This is a genomic window from Paenibacillus sp. YAE3 (assembly GCF_057546105.1).
In genome coordinates this window covers 470091-487614 of record NZ_BAAIYF010000002.1, presented here as the reverse complement: position 1 = coordinate 487614, position 17524 = coordinate 470091, and the positions used below count along the sequence as shown (strand labels likewise).

22 protein-coding genes are annotated in these 17524 nt (G+C 53.3%); 21 read left to right on the top strand and 1 reads right to left on the bottom strand.

What is annotated here, in order from left to right; all coding sequences use genetic code 11:
* The first annotated feature begins 142 nt into the window (after positions 1-142).
* The 9 genes from AC27KL_RS05080 (at position 143) to AC27KL_RS05040 (ending at position 6617) form a co-directional block, all read left to right on the top strand.
* Entirely contained in the window at positions 143-1270 is a 1128-nt protein-coding gene (locus AC27KL_RS05080) for a hypothetical protein (RefSeq protein WP_487169058.1), read from the top strand.
* 53 nt (positions 1271-1323) lie between these two features.
* Complete coding sequence (locus AC27KL_RS05075; RefSeq protein WP_487169057.1) at positions 1324-1830, top strand: gamma carbonic anhydrase family protein; 507 nt, start codon at positions 1324-1326, stop codon at positions 1828-1830.
* Positions 1831-1852: 22 nt separating this feature from the next.
* A complete protein-coding gene (locus AC27KL_RS05070; protein WP_036710053.1) occupies positions 1853-2032 on the top strand; it encodes an IDEAL domain-containing protein in 180 nt (59 codons plus the stop codon).
* A 206-nt stretch (positions 2033-2238) separates the two neighbouring features.
* On the top strand, positions 2239-2670 hold the full coding sequence (locus AC27KL_RS05065; protein WP_487169056.1) for a DUF2487 family protein: 432 nt from the start codon (positions 2239-2241) through the stop codon (positions 2668-2670).
* Between the two features lie 177 nt (positions 2671-2847).
* Positions 2848-3390, top strand: coding sequence for a Rieske (2Fe-2S) protein (locus tag AC27KL_RS05060; RefSeq protein WP_487169055.1), 543 nt, complete (start codon positions 2848-2850; stop codon positions 3388-3390).
* 15 nt (positions 3391-3405) lie between these two features.
* The gene (qcrB, locus tag AC27KL_RS05055; protein WP_160498324.1) at positions 3406-4077 is read left to right on the top strand and encodes a menaquinol-cytochrome c reductase cytochrome b subunit; all 672 of its coding nucleotides are present in this window, start codon (positions 3406-3408) and stop codon (positions 4075-4077) included.
* 19 nt (positions 4078-4096) lie between these two features.
* Entirely contained in the window at positions 4097-4975 is an 879-nt protein-coding gene (locus AC27KL_RS05050) for a c-type cytochrome (protein WP_487169054.1), read from the top strand.
* Between the two features lie 83 nt (positions 4976-5058).
* A complete protein-coding gene (locus AC27KL_RS05045) occupies positions 5059-5691 on the top strand; it encodes a DUF1405 domain-containing protein (protein ID WP_487169053.1) in 633 nt (210 codons plus the stop codon).
* Between the two features lie 53 nt (positions 5692-5744).
* On the top strand, positions 5745-6617 hold the full coding sequence (locus AC27KL_RS05040; RefSeq protein ID WP_487169052.1) for a sporulation protein YpjB: 873 nt from the start codon (positions 5745-5747) through the stop codon (positions 6615-6617).
* Positions 6618-6766: 149 nt separating this feature from the next.
* On the opposite strand, the gene AC27KL_RS05035 is transcribed toward AC27KL_RS05040, so the two are convergent.
* On the bottom strand, positions 6767-7636 hold the full coding sequence (locus tag AC27KL_RS05035) for a YitT family protein (RefSeq protein ID WP_036710076.1): 870 nt from the start codon (positions 7634-7636) through the stop codon (positions 6767-6769).
* Positions 7637-7821: 185 nt separating this feature from the next.
* Between AC27KL_RS05035 and AC27KL_RS05030 the strand changes: the two genes are divergently transcribed.
* From AC27KL_RS05030 to AC27KL_RS04975, 12 genes are all read left to right on the top strand, one after another.
* A complete protein-coding gene (locus tag AC27KL_RS05030; RefSeq protein WP_212946789.1) occupies positions 7822-8151 on the top strand; it encodes a nucleotide pyrophosphohydrolase in 330 nt (109 codons plus the stop codon).
* A gap of 56 nt (positions 8152-8207) precedes the next feature.
* A complete protein-coding gene (locus tag AC27KL_RS05025) occupies positions 8208-8744 on the top strand; it encodes a tetratricopeptide repeat protein (protein WP_487169051.1) in 537 nt (178 codons plus the stop codon).
* A 27-nt stretch (positions 8745-8771) separates the two neighbouring features.
* Positions 8772-9575, top strand: a complete 804-nt coding sequence (gene dapB / locus AC27KL_RS05020; protein ID WP_036710086.1) for a 4-hydroxy-tetrahydrodipicolinate reductase — start codon at positions 8772-8774, stop codon at positions 9573-9575.
* Positions 9576-9596: 21 nt separating this feature from the next.
* Positions 9597-10016 (top strand): methylglyoxal synthase, encoded by a 420-nt coding sequence (gene mgsA, locus AC27KL_RS05015; protein WP_036710090.1) that lies wholly within the window; start codon positions 9597-9599, stop codon positions 10014-10016.
* Positions 10013-10714: a bacillithiol biosynthesis deacetylase BshB1 gene (gene bshB1 / locus AC27KL_RS05010; protein WP_487169050.1), complete on the top strand. Its 702-nt coding sequence runs from the start codon at positions 10013-10015 to the stop codon at positions 10712-10714. Before mgsA ends, bshB1 begins: the two co-directional genes overlap by 4 nt.
* Positions 10715-10840: 126 nt before the next feature.
* A complete protein-coding gene (gene bshA / locus AC27KL_RS05005; RefSeq protein WP_487169049.1) occupies positions 10841-12004 on the top strand; it encodes an N-acetyl-alpha-D-glucosaminyl L-malate synthase BshA in 1164 nt (387 codons plus the stop codon).
* A 34-nt stretch (positions 12005-12038) separates the two neighbouring features.
* Positions 12039-13304 carry a CCA tRNA nucleotidyltransferase gene (locus tag AC27KL_RS05000; RefSeq protein ID WP_487169048.1) on the top strand — a complete coding sequence of 422 codons (1266 nt, stop codon included), beginning with the start codon at positions 12039-12041 and terminating at the stop codon, positions 13302-13304.
* The gene (locus AC27KL_RS04995; RefSeq protein WP_487169047.1) at positions 13297-14274 is read left to right on the top strand and encodes a biotin--[acetyl-CoA-carboxylase] ligase; all 978 of its coding nucleotides are present in this window, start codon (positions 13297-13299) and stop codon (positions 14272-14274) included. Before AC27KL_RS05000 ends, AC27KL_RS04995 begins: the two co-directional genes overlap by 8 nt.
* A gap of 246 nt (positions 14275-14520) precedes the next feature.
* Positions 14521-15393 (top strand): 3-methyl-2-oxobutanoate hydroxymethyltransferase, encoded by an 873-nt coding sequence (gene panB / locus AC27KL_RS04990; protein WP_339324338.1) that lies wholly within the window; start codon positions 14521-14523, stop codon positions 15391-15393.
* Complete coding sequence (gene panC / locus AC27KL_RS04985) at positions 15390-16271, top strand: pantoate--beta-alanine ligase (protein WP_487169046.1); 882 nt, start codon at positions 15390-15392, stop codon at positions 16269-16271. Before panB ends, panC begins: the two co-directional genes overlap by 4 nt.
* A 3-nt stretch (positions 16272-16274) precedes the next feature.
* Complete coding sequence (panD, locus tag AC27KL_RS04980) at positions 16275-16658, top strand: aspartate 1-decarboxylase (protein WP_487169045.1); 384 nt, start codon at positions 16275-16277, stop codon at positions 16656-16658.
* 117 nt (positions 16659-16775) lie between these two features.
* Positions 16776-17408, top strand: coding sequence for a tetratricopeptide repeat protein (locus AC27KL_RS04975; protein WP_339324340.1), 633 nt, complete (start codon positions 16776-16778; stop codon positions 17406-17408).
* Positions 17409-17524 lie beyond the last annotated feature (116 nt).

The window sequence follows — 17524 nt, the reverse complement described above, 5'->3', positions numbered from 1 at the left end:
CATTTCCCGCTTTTCCGTTCATAACATTTATCTTCATCCCAAAGAATAACTTGGACTTTCGTTCGGGTTATTTTTTTTGTTTTTGCCGAATAAAAATTGTAATAATTCCCATAATGGTAGTAAAACGGCGAGGCGATCAGAGATGAATTTAGCGGATATGCTGACATATGCCGACATCGGCCAGCTGACGACCATTGCGGAGCATTACGAATGCGAGTGCAAGCGGAATTCCAAACATGAACTGATCCAGAGCATTTTGGTTATGCTAAACCGTAGGGAATTTATCGAGCAGCAGGTCAGCAGCAGTTCGGCAAAAGATTTGCGTTTTCTCAACACCCTTTTGTTTGACGGCCGCGGCTCCTACAGCCTGGAAGAACTGCTGGCCATCATCGGGCAAACCGCTTTTGATGCCGATCCTACGGACAAGCAGCAGAAGGCGGAAAGTCCGCGCGAAGCCATCGCCAGGTATAAGCGAAGCGGGTGGCTGTTCAACGGCACGACCCAAAGCACGAGATTTCTGTTTCAAATGCCGAACGATCTAAAGGAACGGTTCAGGCAGGAACTCGGCGCCATGCTTCGCAACCGGGTCAGGCGGTCCGGAGAACCCGGGGCCTACCGTGAGGAACAAAACTTGTATGCGGAGGATCTGCTGTTATTTTTGCGGTATGTCCGCGATCAGGAAATCGAGCTTAACCAGGAAGCGGCCATGTATCGCCGTCAGCAGCAACAGGTTATGGACATGCTTCACGTAAGCGAACCTTTGGTCACGAAAGGCGGGTGGCGTTTCGGATACGGAAGATCATTCACCTCTTACCCGAGCCGGTTTGCTTTGCTGTACGACTTTGCATCCTATCAGGAGTACATTGCCGAAGAGGGAGGGCGCTTGCGCTTAACCCCGAAGGGAACGGAAATGATAGACGGCGGAATGAAAGAAAGCATGGTGCAAATTTTCCGTTTCTGGTTAAGGCTATATAAACAAGCGATTCCCAACCTGACTTCCCTGGTTTACTGGACAAGCGAGTGCGCCAAGGAATGGGTGACCGTCTCATCGCTGCATCAGGCGATCGGCTGGTTGATCAAACCTTATTACTACGACACCGCGGAATCGATTCTCAATGAGCGGATTTTGAAGATGATGCTCCATTTGGGACTGCTGCGGATCGGAGAAAGCGAGGAGCAAGGAGCCGTGGTCCAGATGACCGCTTGGGGACTGAAACTTGCGGGGAAAAGCTCCGTTTTAGGCGGAGGGAATGCTTCTTTCGTCCATTGACAAAAGCTTGTAAAAGTTGTTAAAATCACTCCCAAAGTTAGGAGTGATGTGAAATGTTATTGCGTTACGGTCAGCATATGCCGAAGCTGCAGCCTTCCGTTTACGTGGCCGAAGGTGCCAAAATCATCGGGGACGTTAGAATCGGAGCGGACTCGAGCGTATGGTTCAATGCCGTTCTCAGAGGCGACATGGCGCCGATCGTGATCGGTGAGCGATGCAACATTCAAGACGGAACCGTCGGACATGTGAATACGGGTGAGCCGCTCATCGTCGCTGACGACGTATCCGTTGGACATTCCGCCATCATTCACGGATGTACGATAGGTAAAGGTACATTAATCGGCATGGGGGCCATTGTACTGAACGGTGCCGAAATTGGAGAATATGCTTTAATAGGTGCAGGCAGTATCGTTACTGAAAACAAAAAAATCCCACCCTATACGCTATCCCTCGGTTCTCCAGCAAGAGTGGTCCGCGAATTGACGGAAGCGGATTTGCAGCGAATGTACCGCACGACTCAAAACTATGTGGAGAAGGGGAAAGAGTATAGGATGTTCTAAACAATGTTTGGAGGTGCATCCTATGGATAAAATGAAAGCTACGTATGAAGTCATGTTGGGGCTTGCTGCTGAAATGGTATGGGACGAAGCGTTGCGCAAACATCGGAGCGAGGAGCTCTATCGCGAAATCGATCGGGCGCTGGCTACCGGAGACGAATCGGCTTTCCGTAATCTAACGGATGAACTGAGGTTGTTGAATTAAACCGAGCGCATGATATGCGATTATGCGCTCGGCGTGGAAGGCAAGTTGGTTCCACCCTAAAAGCCCGTCACAAAAAGAAATGCAGGCAGCTTTCCGTTCGGGAACGCAGGACGTTTACCCGAGCGGAGAGACCGGCGTTTCTTTTTTTCTTCAGCCGAGGCATAATATGAAATATAATGGAGAAAAATGATGGAAGGGTGAAACGAATGAAATTCAGCGAAGTGGACGAGTCGTCATGGGGGGAATTGCAGCCCTATTTTGACACTTGTCTCATTCCCTATACGGGATTGACCGGAACCGAAAGCCCGGTCGAAGCCACGGCAGCCCTAGAACGTCTAAGGGATTTCATGGACCTGGTCGAAATTCCGTTTAAGGGAAGAATGATTACATATCCTGCATTCCAATACGGATTGCAGCGGGAAATGTCGCTTTTGAACGAAGTGTGCCGCAACGTGAAACAGGCGGGCTTCAAACATGTCGTCATCATGTCGGCGGACTGCAGCCTCCCGGCAAGCGATCTGCCGGAAGCCGATTTGATCTTGGCGCGGCCAGCCATAGAAGCCGAGAGCGGGAAAGAATTGGCCGGTATCGTGCAAGGAGAAATTCATAAATTATGGAATTCCGGAACCGAAATGTAATTGTGACAGAAATTCAACAATTTAATTGGTTAATTCTTCAACTGTAGAATAAAAAGATCTGGTTATTCTTGACGGTCTTATAAGGCTAATATATTATTATTATGTCCTAGTAAGTCGTGTGATGATAATCATTGAAAGCACTTAAAGAATTGGTTGACAAAGGGGGTTGAAGACATTATGAGCAACCAAAATGACCACCATGAACCATCTGAGAAACCACCCGGGCGTAAAGAAATGTCCCGTCGACAATTTCTTGCTTATACTTTAGGTGGTGCAACCGCATTTATGGCTATGGGCCCAGTGCTCCCGATGGTGCGGTTTGCAGTTGATCCGATTCTGCATAAAAAAGGTGAAGGCGAATTCATTAAGGTCGTGGAAGAAAGCAAAATTACGGACGAGCCTCAGGAATTCTCTTTTGAACTCCAACAGCAGGATGGATGGTACGCGAGCAAGGCTACATTGACGGCCTGGATCCGTAAGGATGAGCAAGGGAAAATCTATGCGCTGTCCCCGATCTGTAAGCACCTGGGGTGCACGGTCGGCTGGAACAACGACAAAAATTTCCCTGACGAGTATCACTGCCCATGCCATGGCGCACGTTACAACAAACTCGGCAAGAACTTGGCTGTAGCGCCTAAACCACTCGATACGTATAAACTGAAATTGCAGGACGGTTGGGTGTATTTGGGGCAACTAGAGCCAAATACTGAAGTGAAATAGGAGGCGTAGATTCGGATGTTTAAGAATGTTTACAACTGGATTGATGAACGTCTTGATGTCACGCCGATTTGGAGAGACGTTGCTGACCACGAAGTGCCTGAGCATGTTAACCCGGCGCATCATTTCTCCGCATTCGTATACTGCTTTGGCGGATTGACGTTTTTTATCACGGTCATTCAAATCCTGTCAGGGATGTTCCTGACTATGTATTATGTACCGGACATCATTAACGCGTACAACAGCGTCGAGTACCTGCAAACGCAGGTGGCATTCGGCCAAATCGTGCGCGGTATGCACCACTGGGGCGCGAGCCTTGTTATCGTCATGATGTTCTTACATACTATGCGCGTGTTCTTCACGGGTTCTTACAAAGCGCCGCGTGAAATGAACTGGGTCGTTGGTATGCTTCTGTTCTTTGTTATGCTGGGTCTGGGCCTTACCGGTTATCTTCTGCCTTGGGATAACAAAGCTTACTTCGCTACGAAGGTTACGCTGGAAATCGCGAATTCCGTTCCTTGGCTCGGGCCAATCATCAAGGAATTCCTGCAGGGCGGCACCATCGTAGGCGCGGAAACGTTGACACGGTTCTTCGCGCTGCATGTATTCTTCCTCCCGGCCGTATTGCTCGTACTGATGGTGGGACACTTCATCATGATCCGCAGACAGGGCATTTCCGGTCCACTATAATAAGAAGGGAGGAATATCGATGGCACACGGAAAAAATTCGAAAGAAAAAGTTGTGTACGTAGGAGACTCCCGCGTTAAAAAGGGCGCAGGGTTCGTCACTCCTCCGGACTACACCGCGTATCCGGGCAAATCGGAAGCGTTCATCCCTAACTTTCTGCTGAAAGAATGGATGGTCGGCGTTGTCGTGCTTGTCGGATTCTTGGTACTTACCATCGCAGAGCCTGCTCCGCTGTGGTTCCCGGCGAATCCAAGCGCTTCGATCATTCCGATGCCGGACTGGTACTTCTTGTTCCTGTATCAGTACTTGAAGATGCCATACGCATCCGGCGATTACATCGTGCTCGGAACGATTGGCGTGACGGGCGTTGCCTTCGGTTCGCTGCTGCTTGCTCCGTTCCTTGATACGGGCAAAGAGCGCCGCTTCTATCGCAGACCGATCGCTTCGTCGCTTATGATTCTTTCTTTGATTGCGTGCGTATACCTGACGAACAGCGCCTGGACTCATTACAAAGCCGAGCTGGCTGAAACGGGTCAAGTCCCTGAAAACATCCAGCGTGAAGAAAAAGCGGCAGAAAACAGAGCCAAAGGCCTTCCGACGACAAGCGGCAATCAACAACAAGAAATTGCGATCGTCGATAAAGAAAACCCGGCGATGGAATCCTTCAAAAAAGCGGGCTGCATTGCTTGCCACGCTGCCGATATGAAGGGTGCCAGCGGACCATCGCTGCGTGGCGTCGGCGATAAACATGATAAAGCAGCCATCCTCAAAATCATCAAAGAAGGTTACGAAGGCAAAATGCCTGCACAGTACGACAGTGCAATCGCGGCAGGCCTGACGGACAAAGACATTGATAATTTGGCCGATTGGCTCTCGAAACAAAAGGCTGAAGCAAAATAAGCCGAAATATGTGATCCAAAAACCTGATCGTGAAAGCGATCAGGTTTTTTTGGAAAAAAAACGGCGAAGGGAGGGACCGCCAGTTGTCTGTTTCGTTTTTTTGGAGCCGCGCTTTTTTAACCAACCGGGTGATTTTATGGCTTCTGTTTTGGTGCAATTTGATCGGAACCGTTTACGGGTACATATGGTATGGCGACCAGATCGAATATACGTTGGCACACAACGCGGTATGGCAGGTCATTTTTGTCCCTGACAGCCCGACGGCAAGCCTCTTTTTTACGATCGGCGTGTTGTTTCTTTTGTATCCGCCGAAGTCGTCCTTTTTCGCAGGTTTCAGGCTTTTGATGGAATCGCTGGCCGTTGTGACCTCCGTTAAATACGGGGTATGGGCGGTGAGCATCATTTTTGCCGGGGCTGCCCAAGGGGATCAGCTGGTGTGGCAGGATTGGATGCTGGTTGCATCCCATTTGATCATGGCCATCGAAGCGCTCCTGTTCGTGCGGTTTTTTCGTTTTGGCGCGATCATGCTTATTCCGGCCGCCGCCTGGACGTTTCTTAACGATATCGTGGATTATACGTTTGGCGTCTACCCGTGGCTTCCCCGAGTCTTGGAGGACGATCTGCAAGGAGTTCAGAGCTTTACGCTAGGGCTTACGCTGTTCAGCGTTTTGCTCGCCTGGCTCGTGCTCCGTCTTGGCAAACGCAATTCTACATAGCTTGTTCTACCCGCATCCCTTCTGCCATACATTTACGGTAGGAGGGATGTCCTATGCTGCGGAGCATACCGTTAAAGCCCAAAACCCGATGGTTCATCCTATGGCTCCTGGCCGTTGTGCTGTCATTGCAGCCGGTTATCGCGCATGGCCGCTCGGCTGACGACCAGGCTCCCGCAGGGCCGGAGGACGCTGCCCGGCAGGCGGCTCGATTAAGCCAGGTGGCGGAGCAAATGTACAACAATGTCCTTCAAGGCGACATTAACCAGGTCAGCAGGGAATTGCAGGAGGTGAACGCGATCTTCGAGTCTTCCTCTTTTCAAAAGCTGACCAGCGTCGAGGGGATTCATGCCCTGTCCGAAAGCATCATCGAAATGAAAGAAGCGGTGGCGCGGGTCCACCTCGACAAGAAGCAGTGGCTTACGGCATCGGCCAAGCTTAGAATGGCGGCCGACAGTCTGAACAACCCCAAACAGCCGATATGGATGCAATATTACAAGGTGATCCGCGAGGAACTGAGCCAGATGAGGGCAGGATTGGGCAAAGGCGACGTATTGGCCGCCAAACAGGCATACGACCGTCTTCAGGAGCATTACGAGCTTATCCGTCCGGCGGTCACCATCCAGCGTACGCCCTCGGACGTGGCGATGGTGGATTCCTGGATTTCGTACATGGGAGGGTTGGTGAATGCCGTCCAGCCCAAACCCGCCGAAATCGAAAGCATGATCGGGCAGGGCGAGGAAATGTTCAACGGGCTGTTCGGCAAGAAAAAAGATCATCCGGCGTTGGCGCCGCTTGATCAAGTGGATGGTTCGTGGCCGTGGATGTTTTGGGGAGGCGCTTTTATTGCCGCCATTCTCGCTTATACCGCATACCGAAAATACAAAGGCGAAAAAAACAGCTTTAAAAAGGTGACGCCAAGGACGTAATGCTTCAAAAAGCTCCCTGAACAGCGAGTTCGACAGGAGCTTTTTTTGTTTTGCAGGGCATGCAATCAAACGCAAGCGGAAGCAGCAGGCTTTTGGTGCTATTTACGCTTACCGCCGATGAGTCGTCGAGGCTTGCCGGCGCCAATTCGTCAGGTCTCTTTGAAGCCTTCGCCAAGCACGTCATGGACGTCATTGATAATGACAAACGCGCGGGGGTCGATCGATTTGACGATTCCGTTCAGCCTCCGGATTTCGTGTCTTGCGACGACGCAATAGGCCATATGCTTCGCCTGTTTCGAATAAGCCCCGATGGCCGGAATAAGCGTTACCCCGCGCTCCATTTCGGCCGTGATTTTGTCGGCGATCTCCGGCGCATGGTCGCTGATGATGGTAAAAGCTTTGGCGGCATATGCCCCTTCTTGAATGAAATCGATCACCTTGGACGATATGAACACGGCGACAAGCGTGTATAATATTCGTTCTCTGGGGATAAAGAAAAGGGAAGCGCCGATAATGATGATATCGATTCCTAAAATAACCTGGCCCATGCTCCAGCCGAACTTGCGGTTGCAGATCCGGGCCACGATATCCGAGCCGCCCGTCGTCCCGCCGAACCGGAATACGATGCCGAGTCCCGCGCCTAACGTGACGCCGGCGTACAGGGAAGCGAGAATGTAGTCCCGTTCGGTTTGGAACGGGGTGATCCAACCCCATCCTATCATTTTTTCGAACACCCATAAAAAAAACGTGAGCGCGGCGATGCCGACGCCGGTATAGATCATTTGCCTGCCGCCCAACACTTTGAGTCCGATCAGGAACAGCGGAATGTTCAGCACCAGCGTCGAAAGCGCGGGCGGTACGGCGAAGGCGTAATTGAGCAGGACGGTGACGCCCGTGACCCCGCCTTCCATCAGCTGGTTCGGAATGATGAAATACAGCAGCCCAAAAGCATACACGGCGGTCCCGAGGATGATCGGCAGGACCATTTTCATGGGAGACAACCATTTCGATAATGTCATGAAACCCCTCGCATTAACCAAAAGTAGGAAGAACAAGCTCTTCGCTCCAACCATAGTATACCTTTTTCCAGGCGATTTAAAAAAGATTTGTGTTCATTTCGGCTTTGCGATAACATATGGAGTAAACTGATACCTTGTCTAATCGGGGTAAAAAATGCAGATTTAAGGGGGATGGTCCATCCGAAATGGAAAAGACACTGGCTGAAATGCAAAAGGAAGTCGACCGGTATATCTCCCAGTTCAAAGAAGGATATTTCAGTCCTTTGTCCATGCTGGCGCGGATGTCGGAAGAGGTGGGCGAACTGGCTCGCGAGGTGAACCACCGCTTCGGGGAAAAACCGAAAAAAGCCACGGAGGAGGAAAACTCCATCGAGCTTGAGCTTGGCGACATTTTGTTCATCACGATCTGTTTCGCCAACTCTCTAGGCATTGACCTGACGGAGGCGCATGACAAGGTCATGCATAAATTTAATACGCGGGACGCAAACCGTTGGACGAAAAAGGACACCGAATAAGCCCGTCATACATATGCTGTACAATAGCCTGTAATAACAGGGGGGAGTACGGCAGGATGAAATCCGAACAATTCGTTCGAAATGCTTACCAGTGCATTTTGCAAAATGATTTCGAAGGGGCTCTTCAGTGGTTTGAGGCAGCTGCTGCGGAGAATCCGGCGTCCGCTGAAATTCGTTACCGGTGCTCTGTGACCTATGCGCGAAGCGGAAAAATCGACAAAGCGCTCGAACATGCACAAAAGGCCTGCGAGCTGGAACCGGATAAAGCGGAATACGCCCTCAATCTTCAGCATCTGCAATCGATGCGAATCGTGCAGGATGCCAAAAAGGTGCTCGACTCAGGCGATATGGCACAAGCCAGCGAACTGTATCAAACGGTGTCCGTGCTGAAGGAAGCCGTACGTCTTGACCCGCTCTACGCGGAGGCGTACATTTGGCTTGCCGTCGCTTACAGCCAGCTTAACGAGCATGCGCTTGCGATCGCTTCATTAAAAGAAGCCATGGCTCTGCAGCCGCAGGATGACGGACTGCAAAGCATGCTTGACCAGTTCAAAAGCCGATTGAGCACCTATTTGCACGATTCCACTACGTAGCAAAGAAAAAAGCGGGGGGAAAAGCGCATGTCAAATCGAATCAAAGTTGCAGTCGCCGGGGCTGCCGGAAGAATGGGGAAAGAGGTCGTCAAACTGGTTCTTGAGGATCCGGATTTGGAGCTGGCGGCAGCGGTCAACCGCTCCCAGCAAGGCACCGATGCCGGAACCCTGGTCGGTCTGCCGGCCTGCGGGGTCCAAGTGACAAACGATCTGGAGTTAGCGTTGGTAGAAACGAAGCCGGATGTCCTCGTTGATTTCACGACGCCGCAATTCGCTTATGCCAATACGGCACTTGCGGTTGCTCACGGCGTTCGTCCGGTCATCGGGACAACCGGGTTCACCCCGGAGCAAATCGAAGAGTTGGACAAGCAGTGCCAGAGCAAAGGCATCGGCGGCTTGATCGCGCCGAACTTTTCGGTAGGCGCCATTTTAATGATGAAATTCGCCGCGCAAGCGGCAAAATACTTCCCGCATCTGGAAATTATCGAGTACCACGGGGACCAAAAATTGGACGCTCCGTCCGGGACCGCAGTGAAAACGGCCGAATTGATCGCCCAGAACCGCGAAGAAATCCGCCAGGGAAATCCGAAAGAGGAAGAGACGATTGACGGAGCCCGCGGCGGTTATTATAACGGCTTCCGCATCCACAGCGTCCGGCTGCCGGGCGTGTTCGCGCAGCAGGAAGTGATTTTCGGGGGCTTCGGCCAAACCCTGAAAATCCGTCATGATTCCTATGAACGGGCAGGTTATATGCCTGGGGTCAAAATGGCGATCGAAAAGGTTATGGGTTATACCGGCATGGTTTACGGATTTGATCATTTTATAGAGTAGCTTCCGAAGGAGTGGGACAGGATGAAAATCGCATTTATCGCACACGACCGCAAAAAGGACGAAATGGTCAATTTTGTGACGGCCTATGAAAATGTATTTGAAGGACATGAACTGTACTCCACCGGGACGACCGGCAAACGGATCATGGAGAACACCAATCTGAAAATCCACCGTTTTATGTCGGGGCCGCTCGGCGGCGACCAGCAGATCGGGGCGCTTGTCGCCCAAAACGAAATGGATTTGATCATATTCCTTCGCGATCCGCTGATGGCTCAGCCGCATGAACCGGATATCAACGCTTTGCTGCGCCTTTGCGACGTGCAGGGCATTCCGCTCGGAACGAATATCGCGACGGCGGAAATTTTGGTGAAAGCACTGGACCGCGGTGATTTCGCCTGGCGCGAGTTGGTACATAAATACAAGCCGGGTGTTGAGGAATGAGCGACAGGCTGGACATTCTGGTCTTCGGCGCTCATGCGGACGACGCTGAAATCGGCATGGGCGGCACGATCATCAAGCATGTGGACGCCGGTTACCGCGTGGGCATCTGCGACTTGACTTATGCCGAGATGTCTTCCAACGGCACCGTAGAGCGGCGCAGGCAGGAAGCCGAAGCGGCAGCAGGCGTGCTTGGGCTGGCGATGCGGAGCAACCTGGGATTGCCGGATCGGGGATTGTTCGCCACTCCGGAGCACGTGCGCCGGATTACCGAGGAAATACGACGTTACGCTCCCCGGATCGTGTTCGCGCCTTATTGGGAAGACCGGCATCCGGATCACGTCGCTTGCAGCCGGCTGGTTGAGGAGGCGGTTTTTAACGCGAAACTCCGCCGCTATATGCCCGAGATGCCTGCCGTGCAGGTGGATCAGCTGTATTTTTACTTTATAAATGATATGGGCCGGACGGACGTCATGGTGGACATTACCGCCGAGCAGGAGAGAAAAGAACAAGCGCTTCTATGCTACCGTTCGCAGTTCGAAAGCGGGCTTGGCGAAGAGGATGCCGTTTCGACCCCGCTCAATCAAGGTTATATCGAACGCGTCCGTTCCCGGGACAAGCTGACCGGCCAGCGCAGGCTTATTCCGTATGCGGAAGGTTTCGCGGCGCGGTCGCCGTTCCTCGTGGACAAATTCATGTAGAGATGCCTTTCAATCAAAGTCAGGACTGATCTTCAGCCATGTTGCGGGGGTCAGTTCTGACTATTTCACGCTTTAGGAACAAACAGGTTCATCATATACTTCTCTTCATAAGGGAGGCAGGCAGAATTGAGTCAACCATTAAAAATAGGAATCACGTGTTACCCTTCCCTTGGCGGTTCCGGCGTCGTCGCCACCGAACTCGGGAAGCTTTTGGCCGAAAAAGGGCATCAGGTCCATTTTATCGCGAACAGCATACCGTTTCGGCTGGGAGGCACGTTTCACAAAAACATTTTTTATCATGAGGTGGAAGTCAGCGATTATTACGTATTCCGCTATCCGCCGTACGAAATGTCGCTGGCGACGAAAATGGCGCAGGTTGCCAAAATGCAGCAGCTGGACGTTTTGCACGTCCATTATGCCGTTCCGCATGCCGTTTGCGCATTCCTGGCCAAACAGATGGTAGGGGATCAATTGAAAGTCGTTACGACGCTCCATGGCACGGACATTACCGTTTTGGCCCAGGACGAGTCGCTTAAGGACTTGATCCGCCTGGCCATCAACGAAAGCGATGCGGTAACGGCCGTTTCCCGGGATTTGATCCAGGAGACGCGCGAGGTCCTCGACATCAGCCGGGACATCGACCTGACCTATAACTTTGTCGACAAACGGATATATTATCCGCGGGACATCAGCTCGCTGCGCGGAGACTACGCGGAACCGCACGAAAAAATATTGATGCATATTTCCAATTTCCGGCCCGTTAAACGGGTGGGGGATGTCGTGGACATTTTTGCGAAGGTCCGAGAGAAAGTGCCTTCCAAGCTGCTGCTCGTCGGGGAAGGTCCGGACCTGCCGAAGGTTCAATGCAAAATCCGGGAGCTCGGCCTTGAGGAAAAAGTGTTGTTCTTAGGTAAACAGGACGACATCGCGCAAGTGATTTCCCTGGCGGATGTGCTGCTGCTCCCTTCGGAAAAGGAAAGCTTCGGCTTGGTCGCGCTGGAGGCGATGGCTTGCGGCGTGCCGACGATCGGTTCGATTGCCGGCGGCATTCCGGAGCTTGTCGTCCATGGCGAAACCGGATTTTTGGCGCCGATCGGCGACACGAAGCGCATGGCGGATTACGCCGTTCAGCTGCTGTCCAACGATACGCTTGCAGCCACGTTCAAGGAGGCCTGCGTCAAGAGGGCATGCGAAAAGTTCTGCGACGGGCTGATTACCCGGCAGTACGAGAAAATTTATTACCGCGTTCTTGGGCGCGAGGTTCCGGAGCTCGATTCGGTGTGCGGCTGATCCGGCTTCGGACGAGAGGCAGGGAGGAACGATATTGGTACGATGGAAACAAGCCGATCCCGCGATGGCGGAGCAGGGCAAACAAGTGATTTCAAAGCTGCTTGAGCATGGTCATGAGGCTTATTGGGTCGGCGGCTGCGTCAGGGACGAGCTGATGGGCAGGCCGGTCGACGACATGGACATTACGACCTCCGCGTTGCCGGAAGAAGTGCAGGACGTATTTGAACGGACCGTCCCGACGGGCATCCAGCATGGAACCGTTACGGTCCTGAGCGGGGACTGCGCCTTCGAGGTGACCACATACCGTGTTGAAGGAGCTTATGAAAAGCATCGACGGCCTGCCGAAGTCGCGTTCGTGCGGGATTTGCGGGAAGATTTGAAGCGGCGGGATTTTACGATCAACGCGATTGCCAGGGATATCGAAGGCAATGTCGTGGATCCGTTTCACGGCATAAACGATCTGGAGGCCCGCTTGGTCCGCTGCGTAGGCGATGCCAAAGGACGCTTTCAAGAGGATGCGCTGCGCATGGTGCGCTGCATCCGGTTTGCCTCGGTGTTCGGATTTAACATTGCCTACCGCACTTGGAAAGGGCTGCTGGAGGAACGGGAAAACATCCGCTACGTAGCGATGGAGCGCTTCCGCGTGGAGCTGGAGAAGCTGATGGCCGGCAGCAAGCCGTCAAGAGGGCTGGGATTGCTTTACCGCAGCAAGCTGCCGGCTTATGCCAAGGTTCCTTTTCCCTATGCGTCCGAGGCAAGGCTCATCCGCCTGATCGACGATCTCTCTCCCGAAGAATCGGTGATCCGATTTGCGCTGCTGTTATATGCCTGCGCTGTGCCGGCTGAGAAAGCGAATGCGTACCTCCGGGATTGGACCTTTCCCAATACGGTCCGGGAACGGATTGTCGGCATATTAAACGTCGGAGAAGCCGTCGAAGCCATGGACCGTACCTCCCCTTCCCGTCTGGAGTGGATCCGGATCGTGCTTCGGTTCGGGCGGGAAACCTCCGAATCTTGGCTGAGGCTGGCCGATGTGCTGAAAGCGGGGGAAGCCGCTGGGTGTTATCCGCAGGACGTATTGGAAAACGGACGGGCGTGGATGGAAGAAATGGCCGTATACCACATGTCCGAGCTGGCCGTCACGGGCAAAGACGTGCTTGCGTTGTCCGGGCGGAAAGGCGGGCCGTGGTTGGGCGAACTATTGAACGGGCTGCTTGTACGCGTTAGTTCGCGCGAGCTGCCGAACGACCATAACCGATTAATCGAAGAAGCGAAACAGGTGATATCAACCCATGAGTGAAAAAGAAACGCTGCTTGATTTGCTGCTCGCCAGCCCGCAGGAGTTCGTTTCCGGCGAGGAAATCAGCCGCAGGTTGTCCGTCAGCCGCACGGCCGTCTGGAAGCAGATCAACAAGCTGAGGGAAGCCGGGTACGAATTCGAGGCCGTCCCGAACAAGGGCTATCGGATCGTCAACAAACCGGAACGGATCGACACGCTGACGCTGCTGAAAACGTTAAAGACGAATACCGCGGGCAAGAAGCTGAAAGTGCTTGAAACGACGGTATCCACGCAGGAGGAAGCCAAGGCGCTCGCCGAGGCCGGGGCGCCGGAGGGAACGCTGGTCGTTGCCGAGGAGCAGACGGGGGGCAAAGGCAGGCTCGGGCGGAAATGGTTTTCTCCTAAAGGCAAAGGCATATGGATGAGCCTGGTGCTAAGACCGAAACAGCCGCTGCATTACATGCCTCAGCTGACGCTGTTGACGGGCGTCGCGGTGTGCAGGGCAGTACGGAGGACGACCGGCGTCATGGCCGGGCTGAAATGGCCGAACGACCTCCTGGTCGACGGCCGCAAAATCTGCGGGATCCTCTTGGAATCGGCGGCGGAGGACGAATATGTCCGTTACTGCATCGCCGGCATCGGGATCAGCGCGAACCTGGACCCCGGCGATTATCCGGATGAGCTCAAATCGGTCGCAACCTCTTTAAAAATAGAAGCCGGCCACCCCGTCGACCGCGTGCAATTGATCGCGGCGGCGATGGAAGAATTCGAAACGTTGTACCGGCTTTACCAGCAGGAAGGATTTGCGCCGATCGCCTCGTTGTGGGAAGCGTTGTCCGTCACTTTGGGCAAACGGGTCACCGTGGGGGCCGCATCGGGTCCCGTAACGGGCCAGGCACTGAAGCTGGATCCTCACGGCGCGTTGGTCATCCTGACGGAGGACGGGCGGGAATTGCCTGTTTTTTCCGGAGATGTCGAACTTAGACGATGAAATTTTGCGAAGGATTTGATATACTGACATGTAGAGGCGGTATCGGCAAAGGACCGAACTGCACTCTGCATGTGCAAGCAATCACAACAGCATAATGCATACGTTGGATTCTGCTCTGAGCCGAAGGGACCGAGACAGAAGGGACGATCGCAAGTGACTCTTTTTTGCCCTTTCGGAACTTTTTAGTGATCTGCTAAAAGGTTTTTTTGTTTTTCCAACACTATTCCGAAGGAAGGGGCTGCAAACATGGCAGTGAAACATCCGCTCAACATCGTTAAAATGAAAAAGATGAAAGAGGAAGGCACGGCGCTCAGCATGGTTACCGCTTATGATTACCCTACGGCGCGCCTCGCCGAAGAAGCGGGCGTCGACATGATTTTGGTCGGCGACTCGCTCGGCAACGTCGTGCTTGGGTATGATTCGACGCTCCCGGTCACCATCGACGACATGGTGTACCATACGCGTTCGGTCGTCCGGGGGGCGGGCAATACGTTCGTCGTCGCCGATTTGCCGTTTATGACATATCACGGGAGCATCGACGAAACGCTGCGCAACGTGCGCAGGCTGATGCAGGAAGGCCATGCCCATGCCGTCAAAATGGAAGGCGGCAAAGAAATCAGCGCAGCGGTCGAAACCATCGTTGCCGCAGGCGTTCCCGTTTTGGGCCATATCGGCCTCACGCCCCAGTCGGTGAATCAAATCGGGGGGTACCGGATTCAAGGGAAAGACGAAAAGGATGCGCAGCGCTTGCTGGAAGACGCCAAAGCGCTGGAGAAAGCGGGCGCGTTCGGGGTCGTCCTGGAACTGGTCACCGAACAGGTTGCGGCTTATATCACGTCGCAGCTGTCCATCCCGACAATCGGCATCGGCGCGGGCCGGGGCGTGGACGGCCAGGTGCTTGTTTTCCATGATATTTTCCAATATGCTTCCCCGTACCGCGCCAAGAAATTTGTAAAAACCTTCGGGGATGCCGGAACGATGATCCGCGAGGGTCTGGCTCAATACGTCAAAGAAGTGAAAGAACGTTCTTTCCCGGATGAGAGCCATGTATTTACGGCAGACGACCACGTCGTCGACAATCTATACGGCAGAGGCCGGGAAAAGGTGAACAACGCATGAAAGCCGTCAGAACAATTGCAGAGCTTAGGGAAGAAATACGAAGTTTGAAAGCGGCAAAGGATGTAGAAACGGTCGGGTTGGTGCCGACGATGGGATATCTCCATGAAGGGCATGCCAGCTTGATCCGGGCAGCCAAGGAGAAAACGGGCATCGTCGTCGTCAGCATATTCGTCAACCCGATCCAGTTCGGGCCGGGGGAGGATTTTGAAACATACCCTCGCGACGAACAGCGGGATTTGGCCGCGGCGGAAAACGCCGGCGCCGATCTTGTATTTCTTCCGACCGTGGACACGATGTACCCGCAGCCGACCAAAACGAAAATCGCCGTATCCGAGGTGACCTCCGGACTTTGCGGCGCGTCCCGCCCCGGACATTTCGACGGGGTGACGACCGTGGTGGGCAAGCTGTTTAATATCGTGCAGCCGGATTACGCGTTTTTCGGCATGAAGGACGCGCAGCAGGTGGCCGTGATCCAGCAGATGGTTTACGATTTGAACTTTAACGTGACGATCGTGCCTTGCCCGATTGTACGGGAAGAGGACGGGCTGGCCCTCAGCTCGCGCAACGTGTACCTCAGCCCGGAAGAACGGACGCAAGCGCTGGTACTTTCCCGTTCCCTTCGCGAGGCGAGAGAAGCGGTCGAAAGCGGCCGAATCCGGACCGCGGGCGAGGTCAAACGATTTTTGACCACCCGAATCAGCGAATTCCCGCTGGCCGTCATCGATTACGTCGAAGTTGCCGCATTTCCGGCCCTTGCGCCGCTTGCGGACGGCGAGTCGGTGATCGAACGCAACGAATCCGTATTGATGGCGCTGGCCGTCAAATTCGGCAGAACGCGCCTGATCGACAATTGCCTGCTCCATTCGAAAGGGGAATGAGACATGTTCAGAACGATGATGAAATCCAAAATACACCGCGCCACCGTAACCGAAGCGAACCTTAACTACGTAGGCAGCATTACGATCGACGAAGACTTGATGGAAGCCGCCGACCTGCTGGAGAACGAAAAAGTCCAGGTGGTCGACAACAACAACGGCGCCCGGCTCGAAACGTACGTGATCCCGGGTCCGCGCGGGAGCGGCGTCATCTGCCTCAACGGGGCGGCGGCACGGCTGGTGCAACCGGGGGATACGGTCATTATTATGTCCTATGCCATGATGTCCGATGAGGAGATCAAAAACCATAAGCCGAGAGTGGTGTTCGTCAACGAGTCCAATCGGCCGCTGACAACGATGAGCAAGGAAGTACACGCAACCATCGTCTAATGTTTATGAAGACAAGGAATGGCAGGCTCCGCGGAGAATGAAAACAGCCCGTTCAACAAAAAATGAATGCAGGTGACCGCACTGATTTCATTTTTAGTTTAAGGGTGGGATGCAGCGATGTTCCAGCATGTTTTCGCGGAAATGAACCACATGTTAGATGAAATCATGAAACATTACCCGACGGCGGAGGAAACCCAGAAACATCAGTTGATCCAAAAATGGAATATGCTGAAGACGATGAGCGACGGCATTATTGATGAATGGTTATCTTTTGAGGAAAAAATGGGGGAATTCCGCCAGCATGTCGAGGTGCCTGCCACCTTGTTTTCAGATCAGAGCTCGCCCGAATTGGAAATGAACGCATTCGTGCGCGGGCAGGGGTATTTCAGGTTGTTGATGTACCGCCAAGCCGCGCAGCAGTTTGCCCAAGTCATCCGTCAATATCCCGACAGCCTTTTGGCCCGGATGTATCTGGCCATGTCCCATTTGCACCTGGACGAAACGGAAGCGGCCCAGGAACATTTCCAATGGATTTTGCCGCTCGCCAACAGCCAAAAGCTGAAAGCGATGATTTACAATGCTTTGGGATGCATTGCCGTGAAGCATGGAGCAACAAGTAAAGCCCAGGAATTTTTTACCATTGCGCTGCAGTGCGATCCGACGCTGCCCGATCCGCTGATCAATTTGAAGGTGTGCCAGCAGAACCGCGGCCAGCTTCAATACGGCAGCCAGCTCATATCGATGATGTAGAAAGCAGCAAAAAGGCCGATGCATCATGCGCTCCGGGAAGCGCCTTGTGCATCGCCTTTTTGCTGCCCTTTAATTTTCAAATGTGAAATCTTCTGTTATGCTGGTAATTGAGACTG

Bases quoted from the DNA above. Each gene is read 5' to 3' on its own strand.
- AC27KL_RS05060 (WP_487169055.1), top strand. From the start codon at position 2,848: ATGAGCAACCAAAATGACCACCATGAACCATCTGAGAAACCACCCGGG.
- AC27KL_RS05025 (WP_487169051.1), top strand. From the start codon at position 8,208: ATGAAATCCGAACAATTCGTTCGAAATGCTTACCAGTGCATTTTGCAA.
- AC27KL_RS05075 (WP_487169057.1), top strand. From the start codon at position 1,324: ATGTTATTGCGTTACGGTCAGCATATGCCGAAGCTGCAGCCTTCCGTT.
- dapB (WP_036710086.1), top strand. From the start codon at position 8,772: ATGTCAAATCGAATCAAAGTTGCAGTCGCCGGGGCTGCCGGAAGAATG.
- AC27KL_RS05050 (WP_487169054.1), top strand. From the start codon at position 4,097: ATGGCACACGGAAAAAATTCGAAAGAAAAAGTTGTGTACGTAGGAGAC.
- panB (WP_339324338.1), top strand. From the start codon at position 14,521: ATGGCAGTGAAACATCCGCTCAACATCGTTAAAATGAAAAAGATGAAA.
- mgsA (WP_036710090.1), top strand. From the start codon at position 9,597: ATGAAAATCGCATTTATCGCACACGACCGCAAAAAGGACGAAATGGTC.
- AC27KL_RS04975 (WP_339324340.1), top strand. From the start codon at position 16,776: ATGTTCCAGCATGTTTTCGCGGAAATGAACCACATGTTAGATGAAATC.
- panC (WP_487169046.1), top strand. From the start codon at position 15,390: ATGAAAGCCGTCAGAACAATTGCAGAGCTTAGGGAAGAAATACGAAGT.
- AC27KL_RS04995 (WP_487169047.1), top strand. From the start codon at position 13,297: ATGAGTGAAAAAGAAACGCTGCTTGATTTGCTGCTCGCCAGCCCGCAG.
- AC27KL_RS05040 (WP_487169052.1), top strand. From the start codon at position 5,745: ATGCTGCGGAGCATACCGTTAAAGCCCAAAACCCGATGGTTCATCCTA.
- AC27KL_RS05065 (WP_487169056.1), top strand. From the start codon at position 2,239: ATGAAATTCAGCGAAGTGGACGAGTCGTCATGGGGGGAATTGCAGCCC.
- qcrB (WP_160498324.1), top strand. From the start codon at position 3,406: ATGTTTAAGAATGTTTACAACTGGATTGATGAACGTCTTGATGTCACG.
- AC27KL_RS05080 (WP_487169058.1), top strand. From the start codon at position 143: ATGAATTTAGCGGATATGCTGACATATGCCGACATCGGCCAGCTGACG.
- panD (WP_487169045.1), top strand. From the start codon at position 16,275: ATGTTCAGAACGATGATGAAATCCAAAATACACCGCGCCACCGTAACC.
- bshB1 (WP_487169050.1), top strand. From the start codon at position 10,013: ATGAGCGACAGGCTGGACATTCTGGTCTTCGGCGCTCATGCGGACGAC.
- AC27KL_RS05035 (WP_036710076.1), bottom strand. From the start codon at position 7,636: ATGACATTATCGAAATGGTTGTCTCCCATGAAAATGGTCCTGCCGATC.
- AC27KL_RS05030 (WP_212946789.1), top strand. From the start codon at position 7,822: ATGGAAAAGACACTGGCTGAAATGCAAAAGGAAGTCGACCGGTATATC.
- AC27KL_RS05070 (WP_036710053.1), top strand. From the start codon at position 1,853: ATGGATAAAATGAAAGCTACGTATGAAGTCATGTTGGGGCTTGCTGCT.